The organism is Cupriavidus oxalaticus, from assembly GCF_038900635.1.
Taxonomy (GTDB): Bacteria; Pseudomonadota; Gammaproteobacteria; order Burkholderiales; family Burkholderiaceae; genus Cupriavidus; species Cupriavidus oxalaticus_B.
Genome location: NZ_JAYMRX010000004.1, coordinates 256,291 through 269,900, shown reverse-complemented (window position 1 = coordinate 269,900; position 13,610 = coordinate 256,291). Strand labels below are relative to the sequence as shown.

Here is a 13,610-nt window from a genome sequence, read left to right as displayed (position 1 = left end):
CCACCAGAAAAAGGAAGCTCCGATGTCCATCCTGACGCTCTCCGGCAGCCCGTCGGTCCAGTCCCGCTCCGGCCTTGTGCTGGCGCACCTGCGCACCGCGCTGGAGGCCGCGGGCGAACGCACACGCCACCTGGACCTGCGCGATCTGCCGGCGGGTCCGCTGCTGGCGGCGCGCGTGGACGACGACGCCATTGCCGCCGCCAGCCGCGCGGTGGCCGAGGCCCAGGTGGTGGTGCTGGCCACGCCGGTCTACAAGGCCGCCTACAGCGGCCTGCTCAAAGCCTTCCTGGACCTGCTGCCGCAAACCGGCCTGCGCGACAAAATCGTGCTGCCGATCGCCACCGGCGGCAGCCTCGCCCATGCGCTGGTGATCGACTACGCGCTGCGCCCGGTGTTGGCCGCGCTGGGCTCGCGCCAGATACTGCCCGGCATCTTTGCCGTGGACCAGCAGATCGAAACCTCCGACTCCGGCGGCCTGCGCCAGGCGCGCTTTGACGCCGCGCTGTCCGCCCGCCTCGACGAAGGCCTGCTGCGCGTGCGCGACGCACTGGCCCGTGCCCGCATCGAGGTCCCGCTCGACGCGCTCGACGTTGTGCCTCCCGGCGCCTTCGTGCAACGCGCCGCCGCTGCCGCCGTGGTGGCGGAGCGATGTACCGCCTGATCTGAATTCCTGATGCTTTGGGCGCCGGCCAGCCCGGCGCAGCGGCAGCAACGCCGCCAACCATGCCACCGGTAACCCGGGCGGGCAGGGCGGGATGTTGCCCGCGATTCCACGCAGTCCGACTTCAGAACATGCGCCGGCTCCCTGGCCGGCCACGGAGGAACATCGCATGACCACCACCATCAAGCCGGCCGGCTCGCCGCGCCGCCGCCTGATCATTGCCGCACTGTTGACCGCCACCGGCCTGGCCTACGGCCTGCTGCCCGGCCCCGCCGAAGCGCAATCGAAGCACATCGACGCCAGGGTGCTGCGCATCGGCTACCAGAAGTACGGCACGCTGACGCTGCTGAAGGCGCGCGGCACGCTGGAAAAGCGGCTGGCGCCGCAAGGCATCACCGTCAGGTGGACAGAATTCCCGGCGGGCCCGCAGCTGCTGGAAGGCCTCAATGTGGGCGCCGTCGACTTCGGCACCGTGGGCGAGGCGCCGCCGATCTTCGCGCAGGCTGCCGGGGCGCAGCTGGTCTATGTCGGCAATGAACCGCCGGCGCCGGCCGCCGAGGCCATCGTCGTGCCGAAGTCGTCGGCGCTGCGTTCCGTGGCCGACCTGCGCGGCAAGCGCGTGGCCCTCAACAAGGGCTCGAACGTGCATTACCTGCTGGTGCGCCAGCTGGAAAAGGCGGGCCTGCAGTACAGCGACATCCAGCCGGTCTACCTGCCGCCCGCCGATGCGCGCGCTGCCTTCGAGCGCGGCTCGGTCGATGCCTGGGTGATCTGGGACCCGTTCTTCGCCGCCGCCGAGAAGCAGCTGGGCGCGCGCGTGCTGGCCGATGGCCGTGGCGCCGACGGCAAGAACGTGGTCAGCAACCATCAGTTCTACCTGGCGTCGCGTCCCTACGCACAGGCGAAGCCCGAAATCGTGCGCCTGATCCTCGATGAACTGGCCAAGCTGGGCACGTGGGCGGAAAAGAACCCCAAAGACGCGACCGCCGTGCTGACGGGCGAAGTCGGCCTGCCTGCCGACGTGCTGGAACTGGCGGTCTCGCGCTTCTCTTACGGCGCGCGCCCGGTCAGCGCCGGCGTGCTGGCCGAGCAGCAGCGCATCGCCGATGCCTTCCACGCGCTCAAGCTGATTCCGAGGCCGGTCAAGGTGGCCGATGCGCGCTGGGATGTGCCGCAGCAGCAGGCCGCAACGGCAGGCGCGGCGCTGACGCAGCGCTGATGCAGCGCAGGTGCGGCCCAAGGCGCCGCACAACAACAAGGAGCACGACATGCACGTATTCTGGTTTATCCCGACCCACGGCGACAGCCGCTACCTCGGCACCTCCGAAGGCGCGCGCGAAGTCAGTTTCGACTACATGAAGCAGGTCGCCGTGGCCGCCGACACGCTCGGCTATGAGGGGGTGCTGATCCCCACCGGCCGTTCTTGCGAAGACCCGTGGGTGGCGGCGTCGGCGCTGTCGGCCGTGACGCAGCGCCTGAAATTCCTGGTGGCTGTGCGCCCGGGCCTGATGGCGCCGACGCTGGCCGCGCGGATGGCTGCAACCTTCGACCGGCTCTCCAATGGCCGGCTGCTGATCAACCTCGTCACCGGCGGCGACTCCGCCGAGCTGGAGGGCGACGGCCTGTTCCTCGACCACGGCGAGCGCTACGAGGCCTCCGCCGAATTCCTGCGCATCTGGCGCGACGTACTGGCGGCCAGCCATGACAGCGGCCAGATCGACTACCAGGGCAAGCACCTGAGCGTGAAGGGCGCGCGCGTCCTCTATCCGCCGCTGCAGCGGCCGCACCCGCCGGTGTACTTCGGCGGCTCGTCGGCGCCGGCGCATGCGCTGGCGGGCGAGCAGGTGGATACCTACCTGACCTGGGGCGAACCGCCGGCCGACGTGGCGCAGAAGCTGGACGATGTTCGCCGTCACGCGGCGAAGCACGGCCGCACCGTGTGGTTCGGCATCCGCCTGCACGTGATCGTGCGCGAGACCGATGCCGCCGCGTGGGCCGCCGCCGAAGACCTGATCAGCCGTCTCGACGACGAGACCGTGGCGCGCGCGCAGGCGGCGTTCGCCAAAATGGATTCGGAAGGGCAGCGCCGCATGGCCGCGTTGCATGCGGGCGCTGATCGCCGCTCGCGCCGCACGCGCGAGGCGCTGGAAATCAGCCCCAACCTGTGGGCCGGTGTCGGCCTGGTGCGCGGCGGCGCGGGCACCGCCCTGGTGGGCGATCCGCACACCGTTGCCGAGCGCATGCGCGAGTACGCCGAGCTCGGCATCGACACTTTCGTGCTGTCCGGCTATCCGCATCTGGAAGAAGCCTACCGTTTTGCCGAACTGGTGTTCCCGCTGCTGCCGCGCTCGGTGCGAGAGAAGCTGCCGGGCAAGGTGCTGTCGGGCCCGTTCGGCGAAGTCATGGCGACCGGCATCGTGCCGCGCGCCGCGCACGGCCGGGGGAGGGCGGCATGAGCGCTCAGCAGCTTCCGCCGCTGCGCCGGCCTTTCGCAGCGCTGGCGCGTGCCGTGGCGCCGTGGATCGCGCCCGTGCTGCTGATCGTGGCGTGGCAGGCGGCTTCGCAGAACGGCTGGCTGTCGAACCGCGTGCTGCCGGCCCCGCTGGCCGTGCTGCAGGCCGCCTGGGGCCTGGCCGGCTCGGGCGAGTTGTGGAAACACGTGGGCGTCAGCACCTGGCGCGCGCTGGCCGGGTTTGCCATCGGCGGCGGGCTGGGCCTGCTGCTGGGGCTGCTGACCGGCACGTTCCGCAGCGCGGCCACGCTGCTCGACAGCACCCTGCAGATGGTGCGCAACATCCCGCCGCTGGCGCTGATCCCGCTGGTGATCCTGTGGTTCGGCATCGACGAATCCGCCAAGCTGTTCCTGGTGGCGCTGGGGGTGTTCTTCCCGGTGTACCTGAACACCTATCACGGCATCCGCTCGGTCGACACCGGTCTGGTGGAAATGGCGCGCAGCTACGGGCTGTCCGGCTGGCAGCTGTACCGTGAAGTGATCCTGCCCGGCGCATTGCCCGGGATCCTGGTGGGTGTGCGCTTTTCGCTCGGCCTGATGTGGGTGATCCTGATCGTCGCGGAGACCATCTCCGCGCAATCCGGCATCGGCTACATGACCATGAACGCGCGCGAATTCCTGCAAACCGACGTGGTGCTGGTGGGCATCCTGCTCTATGCATTGCTGGGCAAGCTGGCCGACCTGCTGTCACGCGGGCTGGAGCGCTACTGGCTGCGCTGGCACCCCGGCTACGCGGCCGCCTGAACCACGCAACGCCGCACGCTCGGCAAGGAGATGGACATGCAGATGTATCCGGTGGAACAGGCCGCGCTGGCCGAACTTGAAGCGGGCCTCGCGCGCCGCGAGGCAGTCACGCACGAGACGGCGGCACCGTGCCGCACGGGTGGCGTCGCGCTGCGCTTGCGCCAGGTGGTCAAGCGCTATGACGGCCGCGACGTGCTGCACGATGTGGCGCTCGACGTGGCGCCGGGAGAGTTCGTCGCCATCGTCGGGCGCAGCGGTTGCGGCAAGAGCACGCTGCTGCGGCTGGTGGCGGGGCTGGAAGGCGCCGACGGCGGCAGCATCGCCATTGACGGTGACACGCAGGAGCAGGGCAAGCGCAGCCGCAAGCGCGGCGCCGATGTGCGCGTGATGTTCCAGGACGCGCGCCTGCTGCCGTGGAAGCGCGTGCTGGACAACGTGGCGCTGGGGCTGCCGCGCGCACGCCGCGGCGAAGCGGCCGAGGTGCTGGCGCAGGTGGGCCTGGCCGACCGCGCGCAGGCGTGGCCCGCCCGGCTGTCCGGAGGCCAGCGGCAGCGCGTGGCGCTGGCGCGCGCGCTGGTGCATCACCCGCAGTTGCTGCTGCTCGATGAGCCGCTGGGCGCGCTGGATGCGCTCACACGCATCGAAATGCAGGGCCTGATCGAAGGCCTGTGGCGGCGGCTTGGCTTCACGGCGCTGCTGGTGACGCATGACGTCTCCGAGGCCGTGGCACTGGCCGACCGCGTCGTGCTGATCGAGGATGGCCACATCGCCATGGACGCGCGCGTGGCGCTGGCGCGGCCGCGCCAGCGCGGCGCCGCCGGCTTCGCGCAACTGGAAGCCGAGGTGCTGCAGCGGGTGATGCGTCAAGCGCCGGCGCCTTCTTCGCCCCGCGATGCGGGCACGAAGCGCCGTGCGCAGCGCATCGACGACGGCGTACACAGCGACAGGCCGGAATCTTCATTCGCCGCGGCCCGTTGAACTCCTATCATGAGCAGGCAGGCGCGCGCTGCGACGGCACGCCGTTGCCATCAACAACCCGACCATGGGACCTGACGCGGTCCGGTCAACCGAAGGAAACCGCCATGCCAGGCGTGCATGAACCCGCCAGCGCAGCCAATCCGCTGCAACGCTACCTGGAATCGCTGCCGCGCCAGCCGCTGGCCGACCGGCAACTGTGGCGCGACGCGCGCGGGCAGGTGCAGGGACAGTTCTTCAATTGCTCGCTGACCAGTGCCTTCGAGCCGCTGGTGACGCTGGCCGACCGCGAGGTCGTGGCGCACGAAGGCTCGATCCACACCTATGCCGACGACGGCGTCGGCCTGGCGGCGTGGAAGCTGTTCGCGATGGCCGCCGACGACACCACGCTGGTGTCGCTGGACCGCCTGTCGCGGCTGCTGCACGCGATCAATTATTTTGCCGCCGACGGCGCGCACAGGCTGGTGCTGAACGTGCACAACCGGCTGCTGGCCGCGGTCGCCGACGACCACGGCGCCGCGTTCCGGCGCGCACTGCAGTCGCTGGGCTTGCCGCTGGAGCGCTTCGTGATCCAGGTGCCGGCCAGCGCCAATGATGACCTGCCGCTGCTGCTGCACGTGGTCGGCAATTACCGCCGCAACGGCTTCGCGGTCAGCCTGCAGGCGTCGGACCCGGCCGAGGCGGGTGCGCTGATGGCGCATGCGTTGCCGGACTGGCTCAAGCTCGACATGCGCCGCACCTGGACCGACCGCCAGCTGTCGGGACTGCGCGCCAGCGCTGCCAATGCCGGCGTCACGCTGATCGGGCGGCGGCTGCAGGACGCCGAAAGCGTGGAGCGGCTGCAGGCTGCAGGCATCGGCCTGGGGCAGGGCGCTTTCGCCGGCGCGCTGGTCAGCACGGCCGCGCTGCGGGCACAGGTGGCGGCCATGGGCGCGACCGCTGCACACCAACTCAGCAAGGAGCCGGTATGACGCAAGTGATCGGATCATCGGCAGGGCCACTCCCGGCGGCGCACGGCACGCGCCTGGAAATCCCGCGGCACCTGCAGGTGCTGACCGTGCCGGGCCTGCATGGCAGCGGCCCGGGGCACTGGCAGAGCCGCTGGGAGCAGCGCTTCCCGGACTGGCAGCGCGTCGAGCAGCATGACTGGTCGCGCCCGAGCCTGCCATTATGGGCAGAGCGAGTCTCGGAATGCGTGATGCGGGCGCAGCGCGTGGCCTCGCGCGGGGCGGTGCTGGTGGCGCACAGCTTCGGCTGCCTGGCGGCACTGCGGCAGGCCTCGCTGGACCCGGCGGCCATCGCCGGCGCGCTGCTGGTGGCGCCGGCCGATCCCGACAAGTTCGGCGTCGCCGGCCTGCTGCCGACCTACCGGCTGCCGTTCCCGACCATCCTGGTGGCCAGCCGCAACGATCCGTGGATGCCACAGCGCACCGCCTTCAGCTGGGGTACGCTGTGGGGCAGCGAACTGGTCGATGCCGGTAACCTGGGGCATATCAATGCCGATTCCGGCCAGGGCGACTGGGCCGAGGGCCTGGCCCTGCTGGGCACGCTGGTGCAACGCATCGCCGATGCAGGTGATGCTGGCGTCGCTGAAGCGGCGTCCACGCCATGGGAAGCAGGCCTGGAAGTGTCTCCCGGAGCCCCATATATCTAAATCGTCTAAGAAAATTCAGAAAGATTCGTTCTGTTTATAAAGACGGATCTGCAGAATCTGTCTCGTAAGCCGGCGCAACATGCGCCGGCGTCATAAGGAACCGGCCCCCGAAGCCGGCCTCCACAGACGAGACGGACATGCCACCCTCCCTATCCCTGGCGGATGCCCCCACGCCGGGCGCCCCCGATGCGCCGGCCTCGCGTTCGCCACGCAGCCCCGCCAAGCAGCGCTTTACGGTGCTGCCCGGCTTTGGCTTGTCGCTGGGCTTCACGCTGTTCTACCTGACGCTGATTGTCCTGGTCCCGCTGTCGGCGACGTTCCTGAAGACGTTCACGATGACATGGGACGCGTTCTGGACGTCGATCACGGCGCCGCGCGTGGTGGCATCGCTGCAGCTGAGCTTCGGCGCGTCGCTGATCGCGGCCATCGTCAATTCGGTGTTCGGACTGATCGTCGCCTGGGTGCTGGTGCGCTACCGCTTCCCGGGCAAGCGTCTGATCGATGCGCTGGTCGACCTGCCGTTCGCGCTGCCAACCGCGGTGGCCGGCATCGCGCTGACCGCGCTGTTCGCCGGCAACGGCTGGATCGGCCGCTACCTTGAACCGCTCGGCATCAAGGTCGCGTTCACGCCGCTGGGCGTGGTGGTGGCGCTGACCTTTATCGGCCTGCCGTTCGTGGTGCGCACGGTGCAGCCGGTGCTCGAAGACGTGGAGCAGGAACTGGAAGAGGCCGCCGCGAGCCTGGGCGCCAACCGGCTGCAGACCTTCCGGCGCGTGATCCTGCCGGCGATCCTGCCGGCGCTGCTGACGGGTTTCGCGCTGTCCTTCGCGCGCGCCACCGGCGAGTACGGCTCGGTGGTGTTTATCTCCGGCAACATGCCGATGGTGTCGGAGATCGCGCCGCTGATGATCTATTCCAAGCTGGAGCAATACGACTATGCCGGCGCCACCGCGGTCGCGGTGGTGATGCTGGTGATCTCGTTCGGGCTGCTGCTGTTGATCAACCTGCTGCAGGCCTGGACGCGCCGCCACCAGTCGGGTGCGCGCGCCGCGCTGGCACCCGAAGCGCCCGAGACGGGCAAGGAGCTCTGACATGGCGGGCGCAGTCTCGGGACGCCTGGGCGCGCAGCGCCAGGACCGGGCCCATCACAGGTTCGACGCCACCGGCGAGGCGCCATGGGTGCGCTGCACGCTGATCACGCTGGCGGTGCTGTTCCTCACGCTGTTCCTGTTCGTGCCGCTGGCTTCAGTCTTTTATGAAGCGCTGCGCAAGGGCGTGCAGACCTACATCGAAGCGCTGGTCGAACCCGATGCCGTGGCCGCGATCCAGCTCACGCTGACGGTGGCGGCGATCGCGGTGCCGCTGAACGTGGTGTTCGGCGTGGCGGCGGCATGGGCCATCGCCAAGTTCGAGTTCCGCGGCAAGAATCTGCTGATCACGCTGATCGACCTGCCGTTCTCGGTGTCGCCGGTGATCTCCGGGCTGGTCTACGTGCTGCTGTTCGGCGCGCAGGGCTGGTTCGGTCCGTGGCTGGAAGCGCATGACATCAAGATCATGTTCGCGGTGCCGGGCATCGTGCTGGCGACGATCTTCGTGACCTTTCCCTTCGTGGCGCGCGAGCTGATCCCGCTGATGCAGGCGCAGGGCAGCGAAGAGGAAGAGGCCGCGATCGTGCTGGGTGCCTCGGGCTGGCAGACCTTCCGCCACATCACGCTGCCCAATATCCGCTGGGGCCTGCTGTACGGGGTGATCCTGTGCAATGCGCGGGCGATGGGCGAGTTCGGCGCGGTGTCGGTGGTGTCGGGCCATATCCGCGGGCTGACCAACACCATGCCGCTGCACGTAGAGATTCTCTACAACGAGTACAACTTCGCGGCGGCCTTCGCGGTGGCCTCGCTGCTGACGTTGCTGGCGCTGGTCACACTCGGCATCAAGACGCTGGTGGAGTGGCGCGCGCGCAAAGAGACGGAAGAGGCCGTGATCGAGCGGCCGGCTGGAACACTCGGAACACTCGGAACAGTTGGAACAGCGGGAACCCCCCTGCAGGCATCCGTGCAAGGAACGGCATCATGAGCATCCAGGTCAAGAACGTAGAGAAGCGCTTTGGCGATTTCGTCGCGCTGGACAATGTCTCGCTCGATTTCGACGAAGGCGAGCTGACGGCGCTGCTGGGGCCGTCCGGTTGCGGCAAGACCACGCTGCTGCGCATCATCGCCGGCCTGGAGCGCGCCGACGCTGGCCAGATCGTGCTGGCCGGGCGCGATGCGTCGAACCAGCATGTGCGCCAGCGCCAGGTGGGCTTCGTGTTCCAGCACTATGCGCTGTTCAAGCATATGAGTGTGTTCGAGAACGTGGCCTTCGGCCTGCGCGTGAAGCCGCGCGCCGAACGCCCGAGCGAAGCGCAGATCCGCGAGAAGGTGCATTCGCTGCTCGACCTGGTGCAGCTCGACTGGCTGGCTGACCGCTACCCGTCGCAGCTGTCGGGCGGCCAGCGCCAGCGTATCGCGCTGGCGCGCGCGCTGGCGGTGGAGCCGCGCGTGCTGCTGCTCGACGAACCCTTCGGCGCGCTCGACGCCAAGGTGCGCAAGGAGCTGCGCCGCTGGCTGCGCCGGCTGCACGACGAACTGCATGTGACCAGCGTGTTCGTCACGCACGACCAGGAAGAAGCGCTGGAAGTGGCCGACCAGGTGGTGCTGATGAACCGCGGCCGCGTCGAGCAGTTCGGCTCGCCCGAGGCGGTCTACAACCACCCGGCCACGCCGTTCGTGTTCGGCTTCCTCGGCAACGTGAACCTGTTCCACGGCCGGCTGGAAGTGGGCGAGAGCGGCGGCCTGCTGCATACCGGCGAAGCGGTGCTGCCGGTGGTCGGCAGCGGGCATGAAACCGCAGGCGATGCGGTCGCCTATGTCCGCCCGCACGACCTGGACCTGGAGCGCTATTCGCCCGGCGCCGACGGCATCGCCGTGACGCTGCGCCGCGCGCTGACATTGGGGCCGGTGGCCCAGCTCGAACTCGAGCGTGAAGACAACCAGGACGTGATCGAAGTGGCGCTGCCGCTCGAGCGCTTCCGCCACGCGGGCTTCCGCGAGGGCGAACTGCTCGCCGTGCGGCCGCGCCAGCTGCGCGTCTTTACGCAAGCCAATGGCACTGCCCCGAACAAAAAACAAGAGGCCGCACGATGAACTTCCAGCAACTCCGATCGATCCGCGAGGCGGTGCGCCGCCAGTTCAACCTGACCGAGGTCGCCAACGCGCTCTATACCTCGCAGCCCGGTGTGTCGCGCCAGATCCGCGAGCTGGAGGAAGAGCTGGGCGTGGAGATCTTCGAGCGCTATGGCAAGCGGCTGACGGGGCTGACCGAGCCGGGCCGCGAGATCGTGCGCATCGTCGAGCGACTGCTGCTTGAAGCAGAGAACCTGCGCCAGGCCGGCGACGAGTTCGCCGGCCGCCATACCGGGCGCCTGACCGTGGCCACCACCCACACGCAGGCCCGCTACGCGCTGCCGCGCGTGGTGCAGGCCTTCCGTCGCGAGTATCCGCACGTGACCCTCGCGCTGCAGGAAGCGTCGCCCACGCATATCGTCGAGCTGCTGCTGACCGGGCAGGCCGATATCGGCATCGCCACCGAAGCGCTGGCGACCGAAGCCGGGCTGACCTCGTTCGAGGCCTACAGCTGGCAGCACGTGCTGGTGGTCTCGCCCGATCATCCGCTGACGCGCCTGCCCGAGCCGACGCTCGAGGACGTGGCCGGCTTCCAGCTCATCACCTACGACGCCGGCTTCACCGGCCGCCGCAAGATCGACACAGCCTTCGCCGAGGCCGGGCTGCAGCCGGAGATCGTGCTGACCGCGCTGGACGCCGACGTGATCAAGACCTATGCCGAACTGGAGCTGGGCGTGGGCATCATCGCGTCGATGGCGTACGACGAGCGCAAGGACTCGGGCCTGGTGCGGATCAACGCCGACCACCTGTTCGCGCCCAACACCACCAGCGTGGCCGTGCGCCGCGGCGCCTACCTGCGCGGCTATGCGCACGACTTCATCAATAAGTTTGCGCCGCACCTGTCGCGCGACACCGTCAGCAGCGCGCTGTCGGAGCAGGACCGGCAGGCGCTGGCGGCCTGAACGCCACCCGCATCGGCCCGGCGCCGCGCAATGCCCGGCCCCGGATGGCGCCGGGGGCACCTCGCCGCCGTCCGCGCGCGCCGTCTGCCCCCGCACGGTGCCGTTCGCGCCCCGTTTCCACCGTTCGTCGCAACAGGCTTTCTTCGCGCCCGGGTGAAGGGTAAAGTCCCTGCACGTGCCGCGCATTGTCATTAGCATCCGGAGTTCGACTTGCGCGGCGCTTTTCCGCAGTGCAACAGATATTGCGCGCGGCTGCCCCTCCGCCCCTAGACCGGGCAAGGAAGGTGGGCAAGAAAGGGCAAGGGAGAGAGACGATCATGCGTGATGAACCGCTGCTGCGCTGGCAGTGGCGCGGCTATGGCCGCAACCACCAGCATCCCCGCAACCTGCTGCTGCATATCGTGGCCGTGCCGATGTTCATGGCGGGCACGGTGCTGGGCGCCTACGGCATCTTGCGGCTGAGCCTGCCCGCGGTCGCGCTGGGGCTGGTGTGCATGGGCATGTCGCTGGCGCTGCAGGGGCGAGGGCACCGGCTCGAGGCCAACGCGCCGGAGCCGTTTGCCGGGCCGGCGGACATCGCCGGACGTATCTTCGCCGAGCAATGGATCACCTTCCCGCGCTATGTGCTGTCAGGGCAATGGTGGCGTGCGCTGACCGGTGAGTGTGGCACGCGCGTCACCTCGGGGGATTGCGCCGAGACCAGCCAGCGCTAACATACCGCCATGAACCGCTGCTTCTCCACCGTCGCCACCGCGCCCCCGTCGCGGCTCACCATCCTCGGCCGTGACCTGCTGTTCGTGCTTTGCATGAACACGGTCATTGCCGTCAGCCTCAACTACGGTTTCCAGACCGGCGGCACGCTCTGGCACAACTTTGTCTACAGCCAGCTGATCGGCCTGTCGATCTGGCTGCTGATCGATATCCCCCGCGTCGGCATCTGGTGGAACGACCGGCCGCGGCGCTGGCCCTTCCTGCTGCTGGCCGCCGCCGCGGTACCGACCGGCGTGGTGATCGGCGGCTGGGCCACGCGCGTGGCGCTGGACCTGCCGCCCAAGTCAGTCGCCGAAACCGGCGACATGCTGCGCATGTGCCTGGTGGTTGGCATGCTGGCATCGGCGTCGATGATCTATTTCTACTGGTCGCGCGAGAAGCTTGCCTACCTGGAGCGCCAGGCCGCGCTCGACGCGCTGCAGCGCGAGGAAGCCGAAAAGCAGTTGGTACGCGCGCAGCTGATGGCGCTGCAGGCGCAGATCGAGCCGCACTTCCTGTTCAACTCGCTGGCCAACCTCGATGGCCTGATCGCCACCGACCCGCCCGCCGCGCGGCAGTTGCTGCAGCGCCTGATCGGCTTCCTGCGCATGTCGCTGGCCCACACCCGCGCCGAGCAATGCACGCTGCGACAGGAGTTCGAACTGCTGCGCAGCTACCTGGATATCCAGGGCATGCGCTTCGGGCAGCGGTTGTCCTATGACGTCGACCTGCCGCGCGAGCTGGCCAAGGTCGAAATTCCGCCGATGCTGATCCAGCCGCTGGTGGAAAACGCGGTGACGCACGGTATCGAGCCGTGCATGTTTGGCGGCCATATCCGCCTGTCGGCGCGCGCCGCCGGCGACGATGCGGTGCAGGTGATCATTGCCGATACCGGCGTGGGCTTCGGTCATGCCTCGGGCAAGGGCTCGGGGTTGGGCATCACCCATGTGCGCGAGCGGCTGGCGCGGATCTTCGGGGCCGCCGCCAGCATGCAGATGGAAGAGAACACGCCGCGCGGTGTGGTGGTGCGGCTGACGCTGCCGCTGGTGCGCCCGGTCGAGGCGCCGACCCTGACGCGGACGGTCACGGTGTCGGAGAGCATGCCGGTGTCGGCGCCGGCCATCCAGCGGACCTGAACGCGTTGCTGGCGAAAGCCTGCGCGAAGACAACCACCGGCGCTGCCTAGGGCGGCGCCCGCGGCATCGCCGCAAATTTCTTCACTGCCCCCAACCTCGCCCCCACCTCGCCCCCACCTCGCCCCCATGACCCCGACCCTTCTGATCGCCGACGACGAAGCGCTGCTGGCGCGCGTGCTGGAATCCGAACTGAAGTCGCTGTGGCCCGAGGCCCGTATCGTCTCGGTCGTGCACGACGGCATGGCCGCGCTGGCCGCCGCGCGCGAGCACCAGCCGCGCGTGGTCTTCCTGGATATCCGCATGCCGGGCATGAGCGGCATGGACGTCGCGCGCGAGCTGATCGAGTTCGATATCCCGCCGCTGGTGGTCTTTGTCACCGCCTATGACCAGTTCGCGCTGGAAGCCTTCGAGCGCGCGGCGGTCGACTATGTGCTCAAGCCGGTGCAGCGCGAGCGGCTGGAGGCGACCGTATGCCGCCTCAAGGAACGCCTGCAGGTGATGGCGGACACGGAAGACGACCAGGCAGGCGACGAGGCGGAGGCGGCCGCGCTGGACACCGACCGCCTTGGGCAGCTGCTGGCGCGGCTCGAATCTCTCGAGCACGCCACGCCCGGCGGCGCGGCGCAGCGCCAGTACCTGCGCTTTATCAAGGCGCTGGTCGGGCAGGAGGTCCGCATCATCCCGGTCGACGAGGTGATCTACCTGGAAGCCACCGACAAGTACGTCAACGTGGTCTCCAGCGCCGGCGAGGCGCTGATCCGCACCAGCCTGCGCGAACTGACCCAGCAACTGGACCCGGAGCGTTTCTGGCAGGTCCACCGCGGCACGGTAGTCAACATCGACTGCGTGGCCAGCGCGGTCAACCAGTCTCTGGGGCGGCTGTCGCTGCGGCTGCGCGACCGGCCCGAGCTGCTGCCGGTGGCGCGCCAGTACGCGCACCTGTTCAAGCAGATGTAGGGTTTGCGGCGAGCGGCGCAGCCGCCACCCGGCTGCAGCGTGGCGCGGTTTTCCTCTATGATGCGGGCTTCGGCCCGCATTTTTTCCGGCTTGCCGAA

The 13,610-nt window shown here is 69.1% G+C and carries 14 protein-coding genes; all 14 read left to right on the top strand.

Going from position 1 to position 13,610, the window contains the following annotated elements:
- Nucleotides 1–22 precede the first annotated feature (22 nt).
- The 14 genes from ssuE to VSR71_RS09705 all read left to right on the top strand — a co-directional run bounded on the left by ssuE (nucleotide 23) and on the right by VSR71_RS09705 (nucleotide 13,512).
- On the top strand, nucleotides 23–661 hold the full coding sequence (gene ssuE, locus VSR71_RS09770) for an NADPH-dependent FMN reductase (RefSeq protein ID WP_342913669.1): 639 nt from the start codon (nucleotides 23–25) through the stop codon (nucleotides 659–661).
- A 169-nt stretch (nucleotides 662–830) separates the two neighbouring features.
- Complete coding sequence (locus tag VSR71_RS09765; protein ID WP_342913668.1) at nucleotides 831–1,880, top strand: sulfonate ABC transporter substrate-binding protein; 1,050 nt, start codon at nucleotides 831–833, stop codon at nucleotides 1,878–1,880.
- 49 nt (nucleotides 1,881–1,929) lie between these two features.
- Nucleotides 1,930–3,117 (top strand): FMNH2-dependent alkanesulfonate monooxygenase, encoded by a 1,188-nt coding sequence (gene ssuD / locus VSR71_RS09760; protein WP_342913667.1) that lies wholly within the window; start codon nucleotides 1,930–1,932, stop codon nucleotides 3,115–3,117.
- Nucleotides 3,114–3,917 carry an aliphatic sulfonate ABC transporter permease SsuC gene (gene ssuC / locus VSR71_RS09755; RefSeq protein WP_342913666.1) on the top strand — a complete coding sequence of 268 codons (804 nt, stop codon included), beginning with the start codon at nucleotides 3,114–3,116 and terminating at the stop codon, nucleotides 3,915–3,917. The genes ssuD and ssuC overlap by 4 nt, the downstream gene beginning before the upstream one ends.
- Before the next feature lie 36 nt (nucleotides 3,918–3,953).
- Nucleotides 3,954–4,895, top strand: a complete 942-nt coding sequence (locus VSR71_RS09750; RefSeq protein WP_342913665.1) for an ATP-binding cassette domain-containing protein — start codon at nucleotides 3,954–3,956, stop codon at nucleotides 4,893–4,895.
- Between the two features lie 104 nt (nucleotides 4,896–4,999).
- Complete coding sequence (locus tag VSR71_RS09745; RefSeq protein WP_342913664.1) at nucleotides 5,000–5,863, top strand: EAL domain-containing protein; 864 nt, start codon at nucleotides 5,000–5,002, stop codon at nucleotides 5,861–5,863.
- Nucleotides 5,860–6,546: an RBBP9/YdeN family alpha/beta hydrolase gene (locus VSR71_RS09740; protein ID WP_342913663.1), complete on the top strand. Its 687-nt coding sequence runs from the start codon at nucleotides 5,860–5,862 to the stop codon at nucleotides 6,544–6,546. Before VSR71_RS09745 ends, VSR71_RS09740 begins: the two co-directional genes overlap by 4 nt.
- A gap of 137 nt (nucleotides 6,547–6,683) precedes the next feature.
- A complete protein-coding gene (gene cysT / locus VSR71_RS09735; RefSeq protein ID WP_342913662.1) occupies nucleotides 6,684–7,637 on the top strand; it encodes a sulfate ABC transporter permease subunit CysT in 954 nt (317 codons plus the stop codon).
- Between the two features lies 1 nt (nucleotide 7,638).
- Complete coding sequence (cysW, locus tag VSR71_RS09730) at nucleotides 7,639–8,619, top strand: sulfate ABC transporter permease subunit CysW (RefSeq protein WP_342913661.1); 981 nt, start codon at nucleotides 7,639–7,641, stop codon at nucleotides 8,617–8,619.
- On the top strand, nucleotides 8,616–9,728 hold the full coding sequence (locus VSR71_RS09725; RefSeq protein WP_342913660.1) for a sulfate ABC transporter ATP-binding protein: 1,113 nt from the start codon (nucleotides 8,616–8,618) through the stop codon (nucleotides 9,726–9,728). Before cysW ends, VSR71_RS09725 begins: the two co-directional genes overlap by 4 nt.
- Nucleotides 9,725–10,669 (top strand): CysB family HTH-type transcriptional regulator, encoded by a 945-nt coding sequence (locus tag VSR71_RS09720; protein ID WP_342913659.1) that lies wholly within the window; start codon nucleotides 9,725–9,727, stop codon nucleotides 10,667–10,669. The genes VSR71_RS09725 and VSR71_RS09720 overlap by 4 nt, the downstream gene beginning before the upstream one ends.
- A 317-nt stretch (nucleotides 10,670–10,986) precedes the next feature.
- Complete coding sequence (locus VSR71_RS09715; protein ID WP_342913658.1) at nucleotides 10,987–11,382, top strand: terminase; 396 nt, start codon at nucleotides 10,987–10,989, stop codon at nucleotides 11,380–11,382.
- Between the two features lie 9 nt (nucleotides 11,383–11,391).
- Nucleotides 11,392–12,555 carry a sensor histidine kinase gene (locus tag VSR71_RS09710; RefSeq protein WP_342913657.1) on the top strand — a complete coding sequence of 388 codons (1,164 nt, stop codon included), beginning with the start codon at nucleotides 11,392–11,394 and terminating at the stop codon, nucleotides 12,553–12,555.
- A gap of 126 nt (nucleotides 12,556–12,681) precedes the next feature.
- Nucleotides 12,682–13,512, top strand: a complete 831-nt coding sequence (locus tag VSR71_RS09705; RefSeq protein ID WP_342913656.1) for a LytTR family DNA-binding domain-containing protein — start codon at nucleotides 12,682–12,684, stop codon at nucleotides 13,510–13,512.
- The last annotated feature ends 98 nt before the right edge of the window (nucleotides 13,513–13,610 follow it).

What these genes read in the sequence shown, in the direction of transcription:
- ssuE (WP_342913669.1), top strand. Translation starts at nt 23, where the DNA reads ATGTCCATCCTGACGCTCTCCGGCAGCCCGTCGGTCCAGTCCCGCTCC.
- VSR71_RS09765 (WP_342913668.1), top strand. Translation starts at nt 831, where the DNA reads ATGACCACCACCATCAAGCCGGCCGGCTCGCCGCGCCGCCGCCTGATC.
- ssuD (WP_342913667.1), top strand. Translation starts at nt 1,930, where the DNA reads ATGCACGTATTCTGGTTTATCCCGACCCACGGCGACAGCCGCTACCTC.
- ssuC (WP_342913666.1), top strand. Translation starts at nt 3,114, where the DNA reads ATGAGCGCTCAGCAGCTTCCGCCGCTGCGCCGGCCTTTCGCAGCGCTG.
- VSR71_RS09750 (WP_342913665.1), top strand. Translation starts at nt 3,954, where the DNA reads ATGCAGATGTATCCGGTGGAACAGGCCGCGCTGGCCGAACTTGAAGCG.
- VSR71_RS09745 (WP_342913664.1), top strand. Translation starts at nt 5,000, where the DNA reads ATGCCAGGCGTGCATGAACCCGCCAGCGCAGCCAATCCGCTGCAACGC.
- VSR71_RS09740 (WP_342913663.1), top strand. Translation starts at nt 5,860, where the DNA reads ATGACGCAAGTGATCGGATCATCGGCAGGGCCACTCCCGGCGGCGCAC.
- cysT (WP_342913662.1), top strand. Translation starts at nt 6,684, where the DNA reads ATGCCACCCTCCCTATCCCTGGCGGATGCCCCCACGCCGGGCGCCCCC.
- cysW (WP_342913661.1), top strand. Translation starts at nt 7,639, where the DNA reads ATGGCGGGCGCAGTCTCGGGACGCCTGGGCGCGCAGCGCCAGGACCGG.
- VSR71_RS09725 (WP_342913660.1), top strand. Translation starts at nt 8,616, where the DNA reads ATGAGCATCCAGGTCAAGAACGTAGAGAAGCGCTTTGGCGATTTCGTC.
- VSR71_RS09720 (WP_342913659.1), top strand. Translation starts at nt 9,725, where the DNA reads ATGAACTTCCAGCAACTCCGATCGATCCGCGAGGCGGTGCGCCGCCAG.
- VSR71_RS09715 (WP_342913658.1), top strand. Translation starts at nt 10,987, where the DNA reads ATGCGTGATGAACCGCTGCTGCGCTGGCAGTGGCGCGGCTATGGCCGC.
- VSR71_RS09710 (WP_342913657.1), top strand. Translation starts at nt 11,392, where the DNA reads ATGAACCGCTGCTTCTCCACCGTCGCCACCGCGCCCCCGTCGCGGCTC.
- VSR71_RS09705 (WP_342913656.1), top strand. Translation starts at nt 12,682, where the DNA reads ATGACCCCGACCCTTCTGATCGCCGACGACGAAGCGCTGCTGGCGCGC.